We start from the raw sequence: 19,421 nt of genomic DNA, 5'->3' as shown, positions 1-19,421 counted from the left end.
CCCCCCCCCCGCCCCCCCCCCGCCCCCCGCCCCCCCCCGCGCCCCCCCCCCCCCCGCGGACGGGGGTGCGGGGACGGCGGGGCGCGGGGACGGCGGGGCGCGGGGACGGCGGGGCGCGGGGACGGCGGGGCGCGGGGAGGGGGCGCGGGCCGGGGGGCTAGGTGCCCAGCAGGTCGCGGACCATCGCGGCGACGGCGTCGATCTCGACGAGGAAGCCGTCGTGGCCGTACGGCGAGGAGACGACCCGCAGCGGGACGCCGAGGCCGTCGGCGACGCGCTGCTGCAGCGGCAGGGGGTAGAGCCGGTCGCTGTCCACCCCGGCGACGACGGCCCGGGCGGTGACCCGGCGCAGCGCCGCCTCCACCCCGCCGCGGCCGCGGCCGACGTCCCAGGTGTTCATCGACTCGGTGAGCACCACGTAGCTGCCGGCGTCGAAGCGGGCGACGAGCTTGTCGGCGTGGTGGTCCAGGTAGGAGGCGACGGCGAAGCGGCCGTCGTCCTGCACGACCGCCCCGAAGCGCTCCTCCAGCTCGAACGCGGTGCGGTAGGTGAGGTGCGCGATCCGCCGGGCGACCCCGAGCCCCGCGACGGGCCCGGGGCCGGGCAGGTAGTCCCCGCCCGCCCAGGCCGGGTCGGCGCGGATCGCCGCCTGCTGCGTGGTCTGGGTGCCGACCTGGTCGGCGGTGGCGGCCGCACCCGAGGCGAGGAAGAACAGCGCGCCGACCCGCTCGGGATGCCCGACGGCCCACTCCAGCGCCCGCATGCCGCCCATCGACCCGCCCAGCACGGCGGCCCAGCGGTCGACGCCCAGGGCGTCGGCCAGCGCGGCCTCGACCGCGACCTGGTCGGCGACGGTCACCGCCGGGAACCGCGAGCCCCAGGGGGCGCCGTCGGGCGCGGACGACGACGGGCCGGTCGTGCCCTGGCAGCCGCCGAGCACGTTGGCGCAGACGACGAACAGCCGGTCGGTGTCCAGCGGCGCGCCGGGCCCGACGAGCCCGCCCCACCAGCCGGCGGTGGGGTGCCCGGGGCCGGCGAGCCCGGCCAGGTGGCTGTCGCCGGTCAGCGCGTGCTCGACGAGCACCGCGTTGCCGCCGCCGGGCGCGAGCGTCCCCCACGTCTCGTAGGCGACGCGGACGCCGGGCAGCACCCCGCCGCGCTCCAGGGCCACCGGGCCCTCGACGTCGAGGAACAGCCGGTCCCCGACCGGGTCGCCGTCGCGCCAGCCGCCGGTGCGGGCGGGGGTCCGGGACGCCGGACCGGCGCCCCGGACCCCGGTCACGTCAGGCGCTCTTGGCGGCGCGGAAGCCGGCCTCGAGGTCGGCCAGGATGTCCTCGATGCCCTCCAGGCCCACCGCGAGGCGCACCAGGCCCGGGGTGACCCCGGTGGTCAGCTGCTCCTCGGGGGTGAGCTGCGAGTGCGTCGTCGACGCCGGGTGGATCACCAGGCTGCGGACGTCGCCGATGTTGGCCACGTGGCTGTGCAGCTCCAGGGCGTCGACGAAGCGCTTGCCGGCCTCGACCCCGCCGTGCAGCTCGAAGGTCAGCACGGCACCGGCGCCGCGCGGGGCGTACTTCTGCTGCGCGGTGTGCCACGGCGAGGACGCCAGGCCCGGGTAGTTCACCCGGTCCACGGAGTCGTGGTTCTCGAGGAACTCCGCCACCCGCTGGGCGTTGGCCACGTGCCGCTCCATGCGCAGCGACAGCGTCTCGATGCCCTGCACCACGAGGAAGGCGTTGAACGGGCTGACGGCCGGGCCCAGGTCGCGCAGCAGCTGCACCCGGGCCTTGAGCGCGTAGGCCGGCGCGCCGAGGTCGGCGTAGACGACGCCGTGGTAGGTCGGGTCCGGCTCGGTGAAGCCGGGGAACTTGCCGCTGCGCCAGTCGAAGTTGCCGCTGTCGACGATGAGCCCGGCGATCGCGGTGCCGTGCCCGCCGAGGTACTTGGTCGCCGAGTGGACGACGACGTCGGCGCCGAACTCGATCGGCCGGATCAGGTACGGGGTGGCGATGGTGTTGTCGACGATCAGCGGGACGCCGTTGCGGTGCGCGACCTCGGAGACCGCGCTGATGTCGAGGACGTCGCCCTTCGGGTTGCCGATCGTCTCGGCGTAGAAGGCCTTGGTGTTCTCCTGGACCAGCGACTGCCAGTTCTCCGGGTCGTCGGGGTCCTCCACGAAGGAGACGGTGACGCCGAGCTTGGGCAGCGAGTGGTGCAGCAGGTTGTACGTGCCGCCGTACAGCGACGCCGACGCGACGACGTGGCTGCCGGCCTCGGCGATGTTGAGGATCGCCAGGGTCTCGGCCGCCTGGCCGCTGGCGACGGCGAGCGCGGCCACGCCGCCCTCCAGCGACGCGACGCGCTGCTCGAGCGCGTCCTGCGTCGGGTTCATGATCCGGGTGTAGATGTTGCCCATCTCGGCCAGCGCGAACAGGTCGGCGGCGTGCTGGGCGTCGCGGAACTGGTAGCTGGTCGTGGCGTAGATCGGCAGCGCGCGGGCGCCGGTCGTGGGGTCGGGGCTGGTGCCGGCGTGGATCTGCCGGGTCTCGAAGCTCCAGCTCTGGGGGTCGGTCATGCGCCGGTCTCCTCTCGGTCGGGAGACCCGGCGGCGCACCGGAGACTCCGTCTTGCCGGGCGGCGGGCGCCGTCCGACCGGCTCTTCCCCTGGGAGCACCTCGGACGGAGAGAGGTTGCCGGGCAGCCAGCCAGGTGCTTGTCACTGCCACTCGTGAGCCACCCCGAAGATAGCGGCCCCGTCGTCCCACCCGTCACAGGGGTGGCGGCGACGGGGCGCTCAGGTCGTCGGCGCGGACCCGGGCGCGTCGGCCGGCGTCGGGGCGGCCGGCGCCGTGCCGGTCGGGCTGCCGGTCGGGCTGCCGGTCGCGGGGGACGACGACCCGGGGGTGCCGGAGGGCGTCGCCTCCCCGCCGGTCGTCGTCGGCGCGGCGGTGGGGCTCGCGCTCGTCGGGGCCGGGGCGGTCGACTCCGCCGGCGGGGCGGTGGGGGAGGGGGCGGCCGGTGTCGGCTCGGGAGCAGGGGCCGGTGCGGGGACGACGGCCACCTCGCCGCCGTCCCCGGCGGGCTCGGCCCCGGCGGCCTCCGGGTGCACGTACAGGTAGAGGACGCCGAGGGCGACGAACAGCACCGCGAGGACGACGGTCGAGGTCCGGGCGCGGCCCAGCCGGCGCGGGATCGCCGCCCACCAGCGGCGCGGGCCGTCGGCCGGGGCGGTGGTCGGCGTGGGCGCCGGGGCGGTCGGCAGGACGCCGGTCGCCGGCACGTCGCGGGCGGGCTCGCCGGGCCCGCGGCCGTCGGCGCCGCTCACCCGTCCCCCCGGGCGGACAGGACGCCGGGGGCGTCGGTGGCCACGGGCGGCGGCGGCACGTTCAGCCCGTGCCGCCGGAAGGCCAGCACGACCCGCGCCCGCAGGTCTCGGCCCACCTCGAACTGCTTGCCGGGCAGCGTCCGGGCCACCATCCGGACGTTCACCTCGTCCAGGCCCAGGCTCTCCACGCCCATCACCGAGGGCTCGTCGAGCAGCAGCGGGCGCAGGGCCGGGTCGGCGAACGCGTCGTGGCCGACCCCGCGGAGGATCTCGTTGACCTGGTTGACGTCGACGGCGGCCGGCACCGGGACGTCGACCACCGCGCGCGCCCAGTCGCGGGACAGGTTGACGACCTTGACGATCTGGCCGTTGGGCAGGGTGATCACCTCGCCGTCGGCCGACCGCAGCCGGGTGATCCGCAGCGTGACGTCCTCCACCGTCCCGCGGGCCGGGTCGTTGCCGCCCACCACCTGGATGGAGACGACGTCGCCGAAGCCGTACTGGCGCTCGGTGATGATGAAGAACCCGGCGAGGACGTCGCCGACGATCCGCTGCGCGCCGAAGCCGAGGCCGACGCCGAGCACGGTGGCGGGCGCGACGAGGCCGGTGACGGGCACGCCGAGCCGGTCGAGCACGAAGAAGACGGCGACGGCGTAGATCAGGACGACCAGCGTCCAGGTGATGACCTGCGTGAGCGAGTGCCGGTGCTTGGCCGCCTCGGACCGGACCAGCGCGTCACCGCCGGTCGAGCGCCGGTCGATGCTGGTCGTGATCTTGCTGCCGGTCCAGGCGACGAACCGGGCCAGGAGCACCGAGGCCAGGATGATGAGCACGATCTCCAGGCCGCGGCCCGACAGCCAGTCCAGCAGCTCGTCCAGCGGTTGCACGGCCTTCCCCTCGTCCTCCGTCGTCCGTCGGGACCATTCTCGCCGACGGGCTCAGCGCGGCTCGACGAACAGCGAGGCCGCGGAGCGGCCGATGCGGCCGGTGCCGTCGAACAGGTCCGTGAAGCACTGGGCCGCGCCGGCGGGCCCGAGCGAGGTGGTGGCGTCCATGCCCAGCCACTCCCCGGCCGGCTGCCGGTACAGCGACACGGTCAGGTCGACGTTGGCGAACGTGGCGCGCGTCCAGTCCAGCTCGGCGGAGATGCCGCTGGCCGCGTCCGTCATCACGAGCAGGTGCTCCAGAGGGGTGATCGCCTCGCCGGCGACCAGCGGCGCCAGCGGGCGGGTCCACGCCGCGGCCGGTCCGGGGGCGTTGAACGAGCCGCTGGTGAACCGCCACTCCAGCGCCCGGTGGTAGGCGACCTCCTCGGAGAAGAACCGGGGCAGCTCCGGGCGGCCGGCCTGCGGCCCGGTGTGGTGCGGCAGGTCGGGGGCCGGCACGTCGACCGGTGAGCCCTCCCGGACCCGCATCCGCCAGGCGGTGACCCGCATCCGCGGCACGCCGCCGGCCTCCAGCGTGGCCTCGACCAGCTCCACCCGCCGGCCCGGCCGCAGCACGCGGGTGGCGACGCGGACCGGGCCGACCGGCACCGGCCCCAGCACGTCGAAGGACAGCCGCACCGGCCGGCCGCCGGGGACGCCGCCGGCCCGCTCGACCGCCCGGGCCAGCAGCGCCGCGGGCGGCCCGGCGTGCTGGAGGCCGGGGTCCCACGGGCCGATGGTGAGCGCGGTGGCGAGGAACGCCCCGCCGTCCGGGTCGTCCCCGTCGGGCAGGTACAGCGCGGCAGGCAGGTCCACCGCCGCAGTCTCGCCCGCGGCCGGCCCCGGCCCGCGACCGGCCGCCGCGTCGCCCCGGTCGTCGGCGAGGGGTGGTCCCGTCGCGGTCAGCCGACCGAGCCGTCGCGGCGGGCCAGCCAGAGCGCCGTCCCCAGCCACCCGGCCGCGGCCAGCGCGGCGAGCACCCACAGCCAGCGCAGCGGCTCGCCCGCCGTCGACAGCACCAGCAGGACCGCGACCACCAGCACGGCACCGGAGACGGTGAGGGAGCGCAGCAGGACGTCGACGGTGCCCGGGCCGGGGATCGCGACGAAGACGACCAGCGCCACGACCAGCAGGAAGGCGGCCAGCGCGGCGAGGTAGACGGAGGCGACGCCGTACTGCGCCGGCAGCGCGACGCCGGCGAGCCCGAAGAGGACGACGGCGAGCCCCAGCAGCAGCAGCGTGCGGCGCCGGCGGGGCGACCACGGCGGGTGCGGGGAGGTCACGGACCGAGGGTCCCCGGTGACCGGGCCCGGCGCATCAGACCGGGGGCCGATGAGTTCGCGTGTCGCCGTCCGTCTCTCCTCCGACGGGGCCGAGCGGCCCCCCGACGACAGGAGCAGCACCGTGCGCCGGATCTTCCTCAACCTCGCCGTCTCCGACCTCGCGGCGTCGCGGGCCTTCTACGCGGGGCTCGGCTTCCCCTTCGACGAGCAGTTCTCCGACGAGAACGCGGCCTCGGTGGTGGTCGAGGAGAACGTCTCCGTGATGCTGCTGACCCGCCAGCGCTTCGCCGACTTCGTGACCGGCCCGATCGGTGACCCGGCGGCGGGCCCCACCCAGCTGACGGCGATCTCGGCCGACAGCCGCGAGGCGGTCGACGACCTGCTCGCCCGCGCGCTGGCCTCGGGCGGCAAGCCGTGGAAGCCGGCCCAGGACCACGGCTTCATGTACGGCGTCAGCTTCGCCGACCCGGACGGGCACGTCTGGGAGGTCATCTGGATGGACCCCTCGGCCGTCGGCTGACCGCCCCCTCCCCGGTGTACGTCTGCGGTCCTGCACCGGGCGGGCCCGGGCCTGCGCGGGGCGTAGGGGGCACGGGGCGGTTCGGGGACTACCGTCCGGCCCGTGCCCGTCGCCGTCCGTCCCGGCCTCGGCTACGCGGCGACGATCGGGTCGGCCGCCCTGTTCGGCGTCAACGGGACGGTGTCCACCCTCGCCCTGCAGGCCGGCGTCGAGCCGACCCGGCTGGTGGCGCTGCGCTGCGCGGGCGCCGCGGTCGGGCTGCTGGCGCTGCTGGCCGTCCTCTCCCCGGCCCGCCTGCGGCTGACCTGGCGCGAGGTGCCCTTCCTCGCCGCGTTCGGCGTGGTGGGCGTCGCGCTCACCCAGTTCCTCTACTACGTGGCGATCGACCGGCTGCCGGTCGGGATCGCGCTGGTCTTCGAGATGACGGCGCCGGTCCTCATCGCGCTGTACGTGTGGCTGGTCCGCCGGGAGCGGGTGCGCCGCCGGCTGTGGGCGGCGCTGGGGCTGTCGCTGTCGGGGCTGCTGCTGGTGGCGCAGGTGTGGGAGGGCGGCGGCTCGCTGTCGGCCACCGGCGTCGCCGCGGCCTTCGGGGCGGCGGCCTGCCTGGCGACGTACTACCTGATGGGCGAGCGGGGGACGGCGACCCGGGACCCGGTGGCGCTGACCTGCTGGAGCTTCGTCGCGGCGGCGCTCTTCTGGTCGGTCGCCGCACCGTGGTGGACCTTCGACGCCGCGGTGCTGGCCGACCGGGTGCCGATCTCGATCGGGTCCGCGCAGGTGCCGCTGGGGGTGCTGGTCGCGTGGATCGTCGTCTGCGGCGCGATCCTGCCGTTCTGGCTGTCGATCGGCGCGCTGCGTCACCTGCCGCCGACGACGGCGGGGCTGGTGGCCACCGTGGAGCCGGTGTTCGCCTCGGTCGTGGCGTGGCTGTGGGTGGAGCAGGTGCTCACCGGCTGGCAGGTGCTGGGCGGGCTCGTCGTCCTCGCCGGGATCGGTCTGGCGCAGACCGCGCGCCGCGCGCCGGACACGGCGCCGGCCGCCGAGGTCGCACCGACCTGACCGGGGGACTCCCGCCGACGGGCAGAGCAGGTTAGCCTCGCCTAAGCAGCTGCCCGCCGGGGGTGGCGCCGAGGAACGGGGCCCGCTCGTGACCACCACCGAAGCCGCCGCCGGGCCCGTGCAGGTCCCGGCCACGGTCGAGGCGCCGGGCTGGTGCTTCTACGACACCGCCGTGGCCGCCACCCGCCGCCTCGGGCCCAGCACCGTGCGCCTCACCCTGACGGCGCCGGGCCTGGCCTCCTTCGGGGCCGCCGGGGACGACCAGCGCATCAAGTTCGTCCTGCCTCGGCGGCCGGGCAGCGACGTCATGGGCCTCCTCGCCCCCGGCCCGGACTGGTACACCGCCTACTGCGCGCTGGCCGACGACGTCCGGCCGTTCCTGCGGACCTACACCGTCCGCGCGGCCCGTCCCGAGCGGGCCGAGGTCGACGTCGACGTCGTGCTGCACGGGGTCGACGGCGGGCACGCCGGCCCGGCCGCCACCTGGGCCGCGGGCGCCGTCCCCGGGGACCGGCTGGTGCTGCTGGGGCCGGACCGTCCCGGGACCGGCCGCATGTGGGGCGTGGAGTGGGCGCCGCCGGCCGCGGCGCACACGCTGCTGCTGGCCGCCGACGAGACGGCCGTGCCCGCGGTCGGCGCGATCCTCGAGGGGCTGGCGCCGGGGCGCCGCGTCGTCGCCCTGCTGGAGGTGCCGGAGGCCGGTGACGAGCAGGCGCTCGACGTCCCCGAGGGCGTCACGGTCCGCTGGCTGCCCCGGTCCGGCGCGGCGCGGGGCGGGCTGCTGGTCCCGGCGGTTCAGGCGGCGCTGCGCGAGCTGGGCATCGCCCGGACCGCGATGAGCCAGGACGTCTCGGACGTCTCGGACGTCGAGGACGTCGACGTGGACGCCGAGCCGCTGTGGGAGGTCCCCGACGTCGACGCCACCGCCGGCTGCTACGCCTGGCTGGCCGGGGAGGCGGGTGTGGTGAAGCAGCTGCGCCGTCACCTGGTCACCGAGCTCGGCGTGCCGCGCGACGCCGTCGCCTTCATGGGCTACTGGCGGGAGGGCGTCGCCGGCTGACCGGGGGCCGCACCTGCGCCCGCCGCGCGCCGGGGCCGCGAGCCGCGGTGGCGACCCCCGGCCCCGGGCGCGGCCCCGGCGTCAGGCGGACGGCGGCGTCGGGGCGGTCTCCTGCTCGACCTCGGCGAGGATCTCCGAGCCGGTGACCACCTTCTCGGCGAAGTGCCGGTGCATCCAGGCCAGGTGGTCGTGCCGGCTGCGCATGATCCGCAGGGTGTCCCAGTTGGGGAACACCTGCTGGAGCACGTGCCGCTCCATCAGCCGCGGGTCGACCTCGTAGACGTGCTCGAAGGTCGTCTGCGCCACCTCGCTGACCCGCTGCGCCGGCGGCGGGGTGTGCTGCTCGGCGAAGCGGTAGGGCGCCGTGGCGGCCGGCCCGGGGTCGGCCGCGGCCGCGCCGTGGCCGTCGGTCTCAACGTCCCTCATCGGTCGTGTCCCTCCCGTACGCGCGGTCCAGCAGGTACTTGCCGGGGTTCATGACGTTGTTGGGGTCCAGCGCGCGCTTGACCTCGAGCATCACGTCGAACCCCGTGCCGAGCTCCTGCGGCAGGAGGTCGACCTCGCCCTCGCGGCAGGAGCCGTGGCAGGCGCTCATCGAGCCGCCGTGGGCGAGGGCGACGGCGGCGATGTCCCGCTTGGCCTGCACCCAGGCCGCCCAGGCGGCGTCGTCCAGGCGCTGCTCCCAGATGCCGACGTCGATCTCGGTGAGGTAGTCCACGCCGGTGGCGGCCGAGGTGTAGGCGAACATGCCCCAGTCGTCGAAGACGTCGGTCTTGCGGCGGAGGTCGGCGAGGATCTCGTGCCAGGCGCGGCTGACGGCCGGGACGTTCGAGAAGTTGACCGCGGCGTCCTCGCAGTGCCAGGACATCGGGATGACCTGGCCGTCCTTGGTCCGCCCGTGCAGCGGCGTGGCGTACCGGTCGTGCCGGGCCGCCCAGTCGCCCTCGGAGATCTCGTCGCCGAGGTAGCGGGCACCGTGCTCCTTGGCGATGCGGAACAGCCGCTTGCCGCCGGCCCGCACCTCGTCCTCGTAGCCGTACATGACCGCGCAGACCAGCGCGCGGACGTCGGTCGGCTGCGGGATGTAGGCCTCGTCGTCCCGGCGCAGGTAGGCGACCTTGTGCTCGTCGAACAGCACGGCCCCGGCGAAGGTGGCCACGCCCGCGCGGGCGAGCGCGCCGGTGCAGGCGTGCGCGGCCGCGTAGTCGTCGAACGCCCAGAACGGGGAGAGCTCGGCCTCGGGCTTGGGGAACAGCTTGAGCGTCGCCTTCGTGGCGATGCCCAGCGTGCCCTGGTGGCCCATGAACAGGTGCTTGAGCTGGTAGCCGCTGGAGGACTTGCTGATCTTCTGGCCGATGCCGTCCCCGACGTGCAGGACGTCGCCGGTGGGCAGCACGTGGTCGAAGCTCAGCACCAGGTCGCGGGTGTGCCCGTAGCGGCTGCCGATCAGCGACCAGCCGCTGGTCCCGATCCGCCCGCCGACCAGCGAGCACGGGTAGGACGCCGGGTCGTCGGGGTAGAACAGCCCGTGCTCGGCCAGCCGCTCGTTGAGCTTGAGCATGCTGATGCCGGTGCCGACGGTGACGGTCCGGTTCACCAGGTCCAGCTCGTGGATCTGGTTCATCTTCTTGACGTCGACGACGATGCCCCGCCGGTGCGGCACGGCGCCGTCGGTGAGCCCGGTGCCACCGTCGCGCGGGACCACCGGGATCCCCAGCTCGTTGGCGATCCGGACGACCGCCGCGACCTGCTCGGTGGAGGTCGGCATGACCACGACGTCGGGCACCCGCTCCGACCAGCGGTGCACCGGGAACGGCGCGGGCACGCGGGCGCGGTTGTAGCGGTCGGTCTTGGCCAGCAGGAGCTGGTCGTCGCCCAGGACCGGCCGCAGCGCGGAGACGAGCTGGTGGAGGCGGTCGTCGCTGAGCGGCTCGGTGAGCAGCGGGACGGCGCCGATCGGCGGGGTCCCGCTCGGGTCGGTGATCGTCATCGTCAGTGCCCCCCGCACCCGCAGCCGCCGGAACCGCTCCCGCACCCGCCGCCGCAACCCCCGCCCCCGCCGCAGCCGCCGCGGCTGCTGCCCTGGGTCCTGCGGGCGCGGCCGGCCACGCCGGTGCGTTCCTGCGCCAGGCGCCGGTCGCCGACGTCGCCGCGCGAGCCCCCCACGGTGATGCCGAGGGACTGGGCGAACAGCTCGTGCAGGTCGACCACGTCGATGTCCTCGGCGTCGCCCGCCTCGCTCAGCGGCCGCTCCGACCAGGGGCAGGCGCTCACCAGGGTGTCGACGTCGAGCTCCGCCGCGCGCTCCAGGCGCATCGCGCTGATCTTCGCGGTGAGCTCGGGCTTCTCGACCGGCAGGCCGCCGCCGCCTCCGGAGCAGTACGACCACTGGGTCACCCGGTCGACGTCCTCGAACCGCAGGCCGGGGATCGCGCGCAGCAGCTCGCGGGGCTCCTGCCAGATGCCCTTGCGCTTGTTGAGCCGGCACGGGTCGTGGTAAGTGATCGCCCGGTCGACCGGCACCGACGGGGTCAGCCGCCCCTCGCGGAGCAGCTGCGCCAGGACCTCGATGACGAGGACGACCTCGATGTCGAACTCCTCGCCGAAGTACCGGGGGTAGTCCTCGGTGAAGCTGATGTAGTCGTGCGGGTCGAGCACCAGCAGCCGCTTGGTGCCGGTCTTCCGCCAGTTGTCCAGGTTGTGCCGGGCGAAGCGCTTCGCCTGCTCGGCGTAGCCCATCTCGGCGGCGGGGCCGCCGCAGCACCACTGCTCCTCCATGAGCCCGAACTCGTAGCCGGCCAGCTGCAGCATCTGGGCCACCGCCCGCGGCACCGACGTCCGGTAGAAGGCGGCCTCGCAGTCGACGAACAGGACCGTCTCGCCGCCGACGGGGATGTCCAGGCCCTCGGCCCAGTCCCGGACCTTCTCCTGGCTGACCGGGGTCTCGCCGAGGACCGGCTCGTGCGTGCGCAGGTCGGTGCGCTCGTTCCAGACCTGCCAGTTGGGCTGGTGGACGCCGCTCTCGACGGCGAGCGAGCGCACGGCCTTGACCACGTCGACGGTGCGCGTGCGGAACCGGTAGAAGTCCCCGGTGAACAGCGTGTTGGGGCAGCGCAGCTCGCACGCGCCGCACTGCGTGCAGTTCACGTAGTCCGCGGCGACGTCGGCGATCGTGAGCTCGCCACGCTCCATGGCGACGACGTTGGCGTGGAAGGCGGTCGGCGTCCACGACTCGTTGCGCTCGACCTGGGTGACCGGGCAGACCTCGCGGCAGAACTTGTGGCCGGAGGAGAAGCAGTTGTACGACGTGTTGCGCCACTGCTCGACGAAGGCCGCCGTCCTCGCGTCGGCGACCGGCGGCGGGACCGGCCCGGCCAGCGTCTCGGGGTAGTCGGCGAGCTCCGGGGGGTTGGACGGCGCTCCCGGGGTGAAGGGCTTCGAGAGCGCATCCGCCTCGCGGGTCCGCTCCGGCTCGACCTGTGTCACTGGTGCTCCTCGTCACAGGGGCTGGGGTGGGGCCACGCTAACCACGAAAACCTCTGGAATCAACGGTTAAGAGCCGGCACCCGGGGTGCCACACTGGGACCGACGACCCGGTCGCAGGAGGCGAGCGTGCAGGTGCTCAGCGGGGACGCGCGGCGTGCCGTCTTCGCCCCGCTCCACGACGGCGCGCTGCGCAGCGAGGCCGTCGTGCGGCGCATGGGCAGCGCCATCGCGCTGGGCCTGCTCGGCGACGGCGAGCAGCTCCCGGCCGAGACCGACCTGGCCACGATGCTCAACGTCTCCACCATGACGCTGCGCGAGGCGCTGGCCGAGCTGCGCGGCCTGGGGCTGGTGGAGACCCGCCGGGGGCGGGGCGGGGGCAGCTTCGTCCGCGCCCGCGACGACGTCCTCGGGGAGCTGGCCGACGCGCGGCTGGCGGAGCTCGGCACGGCGGACCTGCGCGAGCTCGGCGACGTGCACTCGGCCATCGCCTCGGCCGCGGCGCGGCTGGCGGCGTCCCGTGCGTCGGCGGCCGAGGTCGCCCGGCTGCGCGACCTCGTCGACCGGCTCGCGTCGGCCGACACGGTCACCGCCCAGCGCCGCATCGAGGGGCGCTTCTACGTCGAGCTCGCCGCCTGCGCGCAGTCGGTGCGCCTGACCATGCAGGAGATGGACCTCCACCTGGAGCTCGGGCAGCTGCCCTGGCCCCCGGCGCACGTGCCCGAGCTGCTCGGCGTGATCGTCGCCGGCCACCGGGCGGTGGTGGACGCGATCGCGTCCCGGGACGCGGCCCTGGCGCGGGTGCTCGCCGAGGAACACGTCGCGCGCCGGACGGCCTGGTCGATCGAGCTGCGGATGCGCGCACGGGCCGCCGGCGGGGCCCCGGCCGAGCGGCGCGAGGTCTCGTGACCGCGCGGGGCGGGGCCTCCCGGCGCGTGGCCGCGGCGCTCGGCGAGGTCGTCGAGCGGGGCTTCGCGACGGTCGCCTCCGTGCACGCGGGGCTGCGTCCCGGGGCCGGCGAGGCCGCCGATGCGGGACGGCCCCTGCTGGACGACGGCGTCCGGGAGCTGCTGCTGGAGCCGGGCCAGCTGGCCGTCGGGCTCGGGCTGGTCCTCGCCCCGCGGCCCGAGCGGGGGTGGCCCCTCCGGCTGGAGTGGTGGCAGGTGGACCCGGGCGAGGACCGGCTGCGCCGGCTGGAACCCGACCTGCGGCCGACGAGCCTGGGCTACTACGACTACACGACCGCCGAGTGGTACGACGTCCCGCGCCGGACCGGCGGGCGGCACGTCGTCGGCCCGTACGTCGACGTGCACGGCACCGGCCGCTACGTGCTCACCCTGACCGAGCCCGTCCTGGCCGCCGGGGAGTTCGTCGGCGTCGCCGGGGTCGACGTGTCGGTGCACCGCTTCGAGCGGCACCTGCTGGACCGGCTCGGCGGCCCGCCGGTCCCCTTCGTCGTGCTCGACCCCAGCGGGCGCGTGGTGGTGTCCACCACGCCGCGCCGGCTCGTCGGCGAACTCGTGGTGGAGGCGGGGACGGAGCCGGGGGCGGTGACGGCGGCGGCGGGGACGGCGACGGCGGCGGGGATGGCGACGGCGGCGGGGATGGCCGGACCGGTCACCGAGGTCGACGGCACGCCCTGGCGGCTGGTGCTCGTCGACGAGGGCTCCGCGCTCACCGCCTGACCGCCGTGGCCGGACGTCCGGCCGGCACCCCGCGGCATCCGGGGCCCGGGCGTCGCCGGGCGGCGCCGTGGTCCTGTGGTGCCGCAGTCCGGTCCCGTGGGGACGGAGGGGCGCTGGGGCGCCGGGGTGGGCGTCGTCGGGCGGCGTCCGATGAGCCTTGTCCTGTGACCTCTGGCTCTATAGGTTTCCGGCGTTCCTGTGGCCCACGGCACATCGGTCCCCGACGAGCCGGCAGCGCACCCCGAGGAGATCCCCGTGACCCCATCCGGAGCCCACGACGGGCGGACCGACGACGACGCACAGCTGGCGGCCCTGGGCTACACCGGTCAGTTCCACCGCAGCATGGGCCTGTGGGCGAACATGGCCCTCGGGTTCACGTACCTGTCGCCCCTGGTCGGCGTGTACTCGCTGTTCGCCTACAGCCTCTCCATCGGCGGGCCACCGGCGATCTGGTGGATCGTGATCGTGGGCATCGGCCAGCTGCTGGTGTCGCTGGTGTTCGGCGAGGTGGTCTCCCAGTACCCGCTGGCCGGCGGCATCTACCCGTGGACCCGGCGACTGTGGAACCGGCGCATGGCCTGGATCGTCTCCTGGGTCTACATCTGGGCGATCATCGTGACCGTCACGTCGGTCGCCGAGTTCGGCGGCGGCTTCGTCGCCGCGCTGCTCGACATCGAGGCCACCCCGGGTGTCGCCCTCGGCACCGCCGTCGGGCTGCTGGTCGTCGCCTTCGTCGTGAACTACTCCGGCACCCGGAGCCTGGCGCGCATCGCCAAGATCGGCCTGGCCGCCGAGCTGATCGGGGTCATCGCCCTCGGGCTGTACCTGCTGCTCTTCCAGCGCGAGCAGCCCCTCTCGATCTTCTTCGACACCCTGGGCGCCGGGGGTGGCGACGGCTACCTCGGCACCTTCCTGGCGGCCGCGCTGTCCGGCCTGTTCCTCTTCTACGGCTTCGAGGCCTGCGGCGACGTCGCCGAGGAGGTCGCCGACCCTGCCCGCCGGATCCCGCGCGCCATGGTGCTCACCATCCTGGTCGGCGGGGTCTCGGGCCTGGTCTCCTACGCCGGCTACGTGCTGGCGGCGCCCGACGCGCAGCTCCAGGCGATCATGGCCGGCGAGGACACCGACCCGATCCCGACCATCCTCGACGCCACGCTGGGCACGGTGGGCGCCAAGGTCTTCCTCGTCGTCACCGTCGTCGCGTTCATCTCCTGCGTGCTCTCGCTGCAGGCCGCGGGGAGCCGCCTCCTGTACGCCTTCGCCCGGGACCGGATGCTGCCCGCGAGCGGCTGGCTGTCCCACCTCTCGACGCGGCACGCCGTCCCCACGAACGCGCTGCTCGTGGTGTGCGTCGTCCCGATCCTGATCTGCCTGTTCGTCTACCTCCAGCCGGACACCCTCGCCCGGGTCACCGCCTTCGCGATCCTCGGGATCTACGTCGCGTTCCAGTCCGTGGTGCTGGCGGCGCTGCGCCAGCGGCTCAAGGGCTGGCGCCCGGCGGGGCTGTGGAACCTGGGCTCGGCCGGCCTGGTGGTCAACGTCCTGGCCCTGGCCTACGGCATCTCCGCGATCGTCCTGCTCGTCAAGCCGGCGCCGGGGACGGAGACCTTCCTCGACCGGTGGATCGTGCTCCTGGGCCTCGTCGTGGTCGGCGGCTCGGGCCTGCTCTACCTGTTCCTCGCCCGGCCCGACCGCCACTCCGCCGACGTCCCCGAGGGTGACGCCCGCGAGGTCGCGGCGCAGCTCCGCCAGATCCGAGAGGGCGCCCGCGCCCAGATCACCGAGGAGATCCGATGAGGTTCAGCTACGCGATGCTGCCCGACTACCCGCTCGAGGAGTCGCTGCGGGCGATCAGGCTGGCCGACGAGCTCGGCTTCCACGCGGTCTACGCGGCCGACGAGACGTGGCACAAGGACCTGTGGCTGCTGTTCGCCGCCGCGGCCGCGCAGACCTCCCGGGTCCGCATGGGGCCCAGCGTCTCGGCGGTCACGCTGCGCGAGCCCACGCTCATCGCCCAGGCCGCGGCCACGCTCGACGAGCTGACCGGCGGCCGGGCGGAGGTCGTGCTCTCCAGCGGCAACTTCGGGCTGCTCGCGCAGTACAAGACGGACTGGACGACGACCAGGCCGCTGTCCCGGGTGGTCGAGGGTGTCAAGGTCATCCGCACGTTCCTGGACGACGGCGCCATCACGATGGACGGCGAGTTCTTCTCCTATGACGGGCTGTTCACCTTCGCCCGGCCGGTGCAGGACCGGCTGCCGGTGAAGATGGGCGCGATGCGCGGGCCGAGGTCGTTCCAGGCGGCGGCCGAGCACTCCGACGGCTGCCACCACGCCCTCAGCTACACCCGCGCGGCCTACGACTACGCCGCCGAGAACCTGCGGCTGGGTGCGGAGCGGGCCGGCAAGGACTGGACGACGCTGGACTTCGGGGCCTGGGTCGTCCTGTCCGTCGGCCGGGACTCGGCGGCGGCGAAGGACGCCGCCCGCAGCATGGTGGGCATCTACGCCTCCTCGATGCCCGCCGAGCAGCTGGAGCGCAACGGCGTCGACCCCGCGGACCTGGAGCCGGTCATCGACGCGATCGGCGGCGGCGACCTCGCCCGGGGCATCGAGCTCACCACCCCCGAGCTCGCCGAGAAGCTCTCCTTCGCCGGCACCCCGGAGGAGGTGACGGCGAAGATCAAGGAGATCGAGCCCGCCGGGGTCAACCACCTCATCGCCGCGATCACCGACGCCTCGCTGGTCAAGGCGTTCACCGGCCGCGAGGTGCCCGGGGTGGCGACGGTGGAGGAGCAGCTGCAGCTCATCCACGACGAGGTCATGCCCGCCTTCGCCTGACGGGTCCGGCCGGTGCCGGGCATGGGAGGCCTTCCCCACGTCTGCCGGGGCCGGACGTGGGGATCGCCTCCCATGCCTCGGCGGGGCCGGGCGGGGCGCGCGCGGGGACCGGCACCGGCCGCCCGCGGTGGGCCGTCAGCGCAGGCGGCGCACCGGCACGACCATCGGCGTGCCCGCCACCGGGTCGGGCACGACCCGCGCCTCCAGCTCGAAGACCTCGGCCATCAGCTGCTCGGTGAGCACCTCCGCCGGGGTCCCCGAGGCCACCAGCACACCGTCGCGCATCGCGACCAGCCGGTGGGCGTAGCGCGCCGCGAGGTTCAGGTCGTGCAGGACGACGGCGATCGTGCGGCCCCGCTCGGCGTGCAGGCGGGCCACCAGCTCCAGGACGTCGATCTGGTGGGCCAGGTCGAGGTAGGTAGTCGGCTCGTCGAGCAGCAGCAGGTCGGTGCCCTGCGCCAGCGCCATCGAGATCCACGCCCGCTGCCGCTGCCCGCCCGACAGCGCCTCCACCGGCCGGTCGGCCAGCTCGGTCATGTCGGTCCAGGCCAGCGCCTCGGCGACGGCCTCCTCGTCGTCCCGGCTCCACTGGCGCAGCCAGCTCTGGTGCGGGTGCCGGCCGCGGGCGACGAGGTCGGCGACGGTCAGCCCGTCGGGGGCGATCGGCGTCTGAGGCAGCAGCCCGAGCACGCGCGCCACGTCGCGGGTCGGGGTGCGGGCGATCGCGCGGCCGTCGAGCACCACCTGCCCCGAGGTGGGCCGCAGCAGCCGCCCGAGGGCCTTGAGCAGCGTGGACTTGCCGCATCCGTTGGGCCCGACGATCGCGGTGAACGACCCGTCGGTCAGGGCGAGGTCGACGTCGTGGACGACGACCCGCTCGTCGTAGGCCAGCCGGACCGACTCCGCGGCGAGGCGGACCGGTCCGTCCGGCACGGGGGTGGCCGCGGCGCCGGTCGACTGCGGGGCGAGGTGGGTGGTCACAGCGTCGATCGCCGCCTTCCGCGGAGGAGGAGCCAGATCAGGTAGGGAGCGCCGACGACGGCGGTGAGGATCCCCACGGGCAGCGCCGCCGGCAGCACGGTGCGGGTGAGCAGGTCGGCGGAGACGACCAGCAGCGCGCCGACCAGGCCCGAGGCCAGCAGCGGCGGCCGCGACCCGCCGGTGAGCCGGACGGCGATCTGCGGCACGACCAGCGCGACGAAGGCGATCGGTCCGGCCGCGGAGACCGCGACGGCCACCAGCACGACGGCGATCAGCACGACGGCGGCCTGCGCCACCGGCAGGCGGACGCCGAGCCCGCGCACGGTGTCGTCGCTGAACTGCAGCACCGCCAGCGCCCGGGACGCGGCCAGGGCCAGCGGGAGGGCGACCAGCAGGGCCAGGGCGAGCGGTACCGCGTGGTCCCAGGTGCGGCCGTTGAGCGAGCCGGTGATCCAGACGTAGGCGGCCGAGGCGTCGAAGATCCGGGCGCGGGTGAGCAGGTACTCGACGACGGCGCTGCCCAGCGACCAGAGCGCGATGCCGACCAGGACCAGGCGGAACCCCTCGATGCCCGACCGCCACGTGAGCACGAACAGCAGCAGACCGGCCACCAGCGCCCCCAGCAGCGCCGCGACCGGGATGCCCAGGCCGCCGAGGAGCTCGCCGGCCGTCGTCGTCCCGCTGAGCACGATCGCCGCGACGGCGCCGACGGAGGCGCCCTGGGTGATGCCGAGGACGTCGGGGGAGGCCAGCGGGTTGCGGGCGAAGGTCTGGAACAGCGCCCCGGACACGCCCAGCGCGAGCCCGACCAGCAGGCCGACGACGACCCGGGGCGCGCGCAGTTCCAGCACGATGAACTCCGAGCTGCCCTCGCCCAGACCGACGAGGGTGCGCAGCACCTCGCCGACCGGGATCGGGTAGTCGCCGCGGCCGAGGCTGACGGCGCCCACCGCGAGGAGGGCGACCGCGGCCACCGCCGGGACCAGGACCTGCCGCCAGTGCAGCCGGGCCGAGGCGGGGCCCAGCCGCACGACCGTCGTCCCGCGGCGGGCGGGTGCGGCCGGCGGGTGTTCGCGGGTGGCGGTCACGGCCCGGCCAGCCGGCGCCGGCGGATCAGGGCGATGAAGAACGGCGCGCCGACGAAGGCCAGCACGATGCCGACCTGCACCTCGCCGGGGCGGGCGAGCACCCGGCCGACGACGTCCGCGGTGAGCAGCAGGACCGCGCCCAGCAGCGCCGAGCACGGCACCAGCCAGCGGTGCCGGGGGCCGGTGAACGCGCGCACGACGTGCGGCACGACCAGCCCGACGAAGGAGATCGGCCCGCAGGCGGCGGTGGCGGCGCCGCAGAGCAGCGTGACGCCGGCCAGGCCGGTCAGCCGGGCCAGCCACACCCGCTGCCCGAGGCCGCGGGCGACGTCCTCGCCGAGGCCGAGCAGGTCCAGGGCCGGCGCGTTGGCCAGCGCGAGCACGAGGCCGGCCGCGATGAAGGGGGCGACCTGGGCGGCGACGCCGGCGTCCCGGCCGGCGAGCGAGCCGACCACCCAGAACCGGTAGCCGTCGAGGGTCTCCTGGTCGCTGACCAGGATCGCCTGGACCAGCGCGAACAGCAGGGCGCTGACGGCGGCGCCAGCGAGGGCGAGCGTCACCGGGGTGGCGCCGCCGCGGCCGGCCGCGCCGAGGGCGAACACCACGACGCTGCCGACGAGCGCGCCCGCGAAGGAGAACCACACGTAGCCCGACGGTGCGGTCACGCCCAGCAGCCAGATGGAGAGGACGACGGCGAACGAGGCGCCCGCGGTGACGCCCAGCAGCCCGGGGTCGCCCAGCGGGTTGCGGGTGTGGCCCTGGGTGAGCGCGCCGGCCGCGCCGAGCGCCAGCCCGGCGAGGACGCCGAGGAGTGTGCGGGGGATCCGCAGCTCCCGGACGATCACGGCCTCCTCGGTGTCGAGGCCGGGGGTCGTGAGCGCGTCCCACACGGCGCCGAGGCCGATCGGCCGCGACCCGACGGCGATGCTGGCCGCGACGGCGGCGACCAGCAGGACGAGGAGGACCAGCAGCGTCGTGGCGCGCCCGCCGGCCCCGCGCAGCAGCCCGCGCCGCCGCTCGGCGACCGCCGTGGCCGCGGGGGCCGGGGCGTCGGTCACGGCGCGCACGGCGACTCCCGGTGGACGGACGGCATAGGGAAGGCTCACCTTACTCATGCCGGTGCGGCCGTGGCACCTCGCCGTCCGCTGAGGGGCGGATAGGATCTCGCGC

General features: G+C 75.3%; 19 protein-coding genes and 1 riboswitch. Of the genes, 7 read left to right on the top strand and 12 right to left on the bottom strand.

Annotated elements, in window-relative coordinates; translation table 11 throughout:
• Positions 1–157: 157 nt before the first annotated feature.
• The 6 genes from metX to ACI781_RS16855 all read right to left on the bottom strand — a co-directional run bounded on the left by metX (position 158) and on the right by ACI781_RS16855 (position 5,535).
• Positions 158–1,282, bottom strand: a complete 1,125-nt coding sequence (metX, locus tag ACI781_RS16880; RefSeq protein ID WP_456567283.1) for a homoserine O-acetyltransferase MetX — start codon at positions 1,280–1,282, stop codon at positions 158–160.
• A 1-nt stretch (position 1,283) separates the two neighbouring features.
• Positions 1,284–2,576, bottom strand: a complete 1,293-nt coding sequence (locus ACI781_RS16875; RefSeq protein WP_456567282.1) for a bifunctional o-acetylhomoserine/o-acetylserine sulfhydrylase — start codon at positions 2,574–2,576, stop codon at positions 1,284–1,286.
• Positions 2,577–2,619: 43 nt separating this feature from the next.
• Positions 2,620–2,735: riboswitch (SAM riboswitch) on the bottom strand.
• Between the two features lie 60 nt (positions 2,736–2,795).
• A complete protein-coding gene (locus tag ACI781_RS16870) occupies positions 2,796–3,326 on the bottom strand; it encodes a hypothetical protein (protein WP_456567281.1) in 531 nt (176 codons plus the stop codon).
• The gene (locus ACI781_RS16865) at positions 3,323–4,213 is read right to left on the bottom strand and encodes a mechanosensitive ion channel family protein (protein WP_456567280.1); all 891 of its coding nucleotides are present in this window, start codon (positions 4,211–4,213) and stop codon (positions 3,323–3,325) included. Before ACI781_RS16865 ends, ACI781_RS16870 begins: the two co-directional genes overlap by 4 nt.
• A gap of 51 nt (positions 4,214–4,264) precedes the next feature.
• Entirely contained in the window at positions 4,265–5,068 is an 804-nt protein-coding gene (locus ACI781_RS16860; protein WP_456567279.1) for a thioesterase family protein, read from the bottom strand.
• Between the two features lie 86 nt (positions 5,069–5,154).
• Positions 5,155–5,535, bottom strand: a complete 381-nt coding sequence (locus ACI781_RS16855; RefSeq protein ID WP_456567278.1) for a hypothetical protein — start codon at positions 5,533–5,535, stop codon at positions 5,155–5,157.
• 121 nt (positions 5,536–5,656) lie between these two features.
• Between ACI781_RS16855 and ACI781_RS16850 the strand changes: the two genes are divergently transcribed.
• From ACI781_RS16850 to ACI781_RS16840, 3 genes are all read left to right on the top strand, one after another.
• Positions 5,657–6,055, top strand: coding sequence for a VOC family protein (locus ACI781_RS16850; protein WP_456567277.1), 399 nt, complete (start codon positions 5,657–5,659; stop codon positions 6,053–6,055).
• 102 nt (positions 6,056–6,157) lie between these two features.
• The gene (locus tag ACI781_RS16845) at positions 6,158–7,114 is read left to right on the top strand and encodes an EamA family transporter (protein WP_456567276.1); all 957 of its coding nucleotides are present in this window, start codon (positions 6,158–6,160) and stop codon (positions 7,112–7,114) included.
• Positions 7,115–7,202: 88 nt separating this feature from the next.
• Complete coding sequence (locus ACI781_RS16840; RefSeq protein WP_456567275.1) at positions 7,203–8,174, top strand: siderophore-interacting protein; 972 nt, start codon at positions 7,203–7,205, stop codon at positions 8,172–8,174.
• A gap of 81 nt (positions 8,175–8,255) precedes the next feature.
• Here ACI781_RS16840 and ACI781_RS16835 read toward each other — a convergent pair whose 3' ends face one another.
• Genes ACI781_RS16835 through ACI781_RS16825 form a run of 3 tightly spaced genes read right to left on the bottom strand, consistent with a single transcriptional unit; the run spans position 8,256 to position 11,660 of the window.
• Entirely contained in the window at positions 8,256–8,600 is a 345-nt protein-coding gene (locus ACI781_RS16835) for a hypothetical protein (protein ID WP_456567274.1), read from the bottom strand.
• On the bottom strand, positions 8,587–10,164 hold the full coding sequence (locus ACI781_RS16830) for an FAD-binding oxidoreductase (RefSeq protein WP_456567273.1): 1,578 nt from the start codon (positions 10,162–10,164) through the stop codon (positions 8,587–8,589). Before ACI781_RS16830 ends, ACI781_RS16835 begins: the two co-directional genes overlap by 14 nt.
• A gap of 2 nt (positions 10,165–10,166) precedes the next feature.
• Complete coding sequence (locus ACI781_RS16825) at positions 10,167–11,660, bottom strand: (Fe-S)-binding protein (RefSeq protein ID WP_456567272.1); 1,494 nt, start codon at positions 11,658–11,660, stop codon at positions 10,167–10,169.
• A 126-nt stretch (positions 11,661–11,786) separates the two neighbouring features.
• Here ACI781_RS16825 and ACI781_RS16820 point away from each other — a divergent pair, with 126 nt between their 5' ends.
• From ACI781_RS16820 to ACI781_RS16805, 4 genes are all read left to right on the top strand, one after another.
• Positions 11,787–12,566, top strand: a complete 780-nt coding sequence (locus tag ACI781_RS16820; RefSeq protein ID WP_456567271.1) for a FadR/GntR family transcriptional regulator — start codon at positions 11,787–11,789, stop codon at positions 12,564–12,566.
• Positions 12,563–13,342, top strand: a complete 780-nt coding sequence (locus ACI781_RS16815) for a cache domain-containing protein (protein WP_456567270.1) — start codon at positions 12,563–12,565, stop codon at positions 13,340–13,342. Before ACI781_RS16820 ends, ACI781_RS16815 begins: the two co-directional genes overlap by 4 nt.
• Positions 13,343–13,597: 255 nt before the next feature.
• Entirely contained in the window at positions 13,598–15,139 is a 1,542-nt protein-coding gene (locus tag ACI781_RS16810; RefSeq protein WP_456567269.1) for an APC family permease, read from the top strand.
• Positions 15,136–16,182 (top strand): LLM class flavin-dependent oxidoreductase, encoded by a 1,047-nt coding sequence (locus ACI781_RS16805; protein WP_456567268.1) that lies wholly within the window; start codon positions 15,136–15,138, stop codon positions 16,180–16,182. Before ACI781_RS16810 ends, ACI781_RS16805 begins: the two co-directional genes overlap by 4 nt.
• Positions 16,183–16,317: 135 nt before the next feature.
• Here ACI781_RS16805 and ACI781_RS16800 read toward each other — a convergent pair whose 3' ends face one another.
• The 3 genes from ACI781_RS16800 to ACI781_RS16790 are packed head-to-tail and all read right to left on the bottom strand — an operon-like array spanning position 16,318 to position 19,318.
• Positions 16,318–17,163, bottom strand: a complete 846-nt coding sequence (locus tag ACI781_RS16800; RefSeq protein WP_456567267.1) for an ABC transporter ATP-binding protein — start codon at positions 17,161–17,163, stop codon at positions 16,318–16,320.
• Positions 17,160–18,251, bottom strand: coding sequence for a FecCD family ABC transporter permease (locus ACI781_RS16795; protein ID WP_456567266.1), 1,092 nt, complete (start codon positions 18,249–18,251; stop codon positions 17,160–17,162). The genes ACI781_RS16800 and ACI781_RS16795 overlap by 4 nt, the downstream gene beginning before the upstream one ends.
• A complete protein-coding gene (locus tag ACI781_RS16790; protein WP_456567265.1) occupies positions 18,248–19,318 on the bottom strand; it encodes a FecCD family ABC transporter permease in 1,071 nt (356 codons plus the stop codon). The genes ACI781_RS16795 and ACI781_RS16790 overlap by 4 nt, the downstream gene beginning before the upstream one ends.
• Positions 19,319–19,421 lie beyond the last annotated feature (103 nt).

The sequence above is a fragment of the Blastococcus sp. SYSU D00695 genome (assembly GCF_054050555.1).
This window is presented reverse-complemented; position numbering and strand designations above follow the sequence as displayed.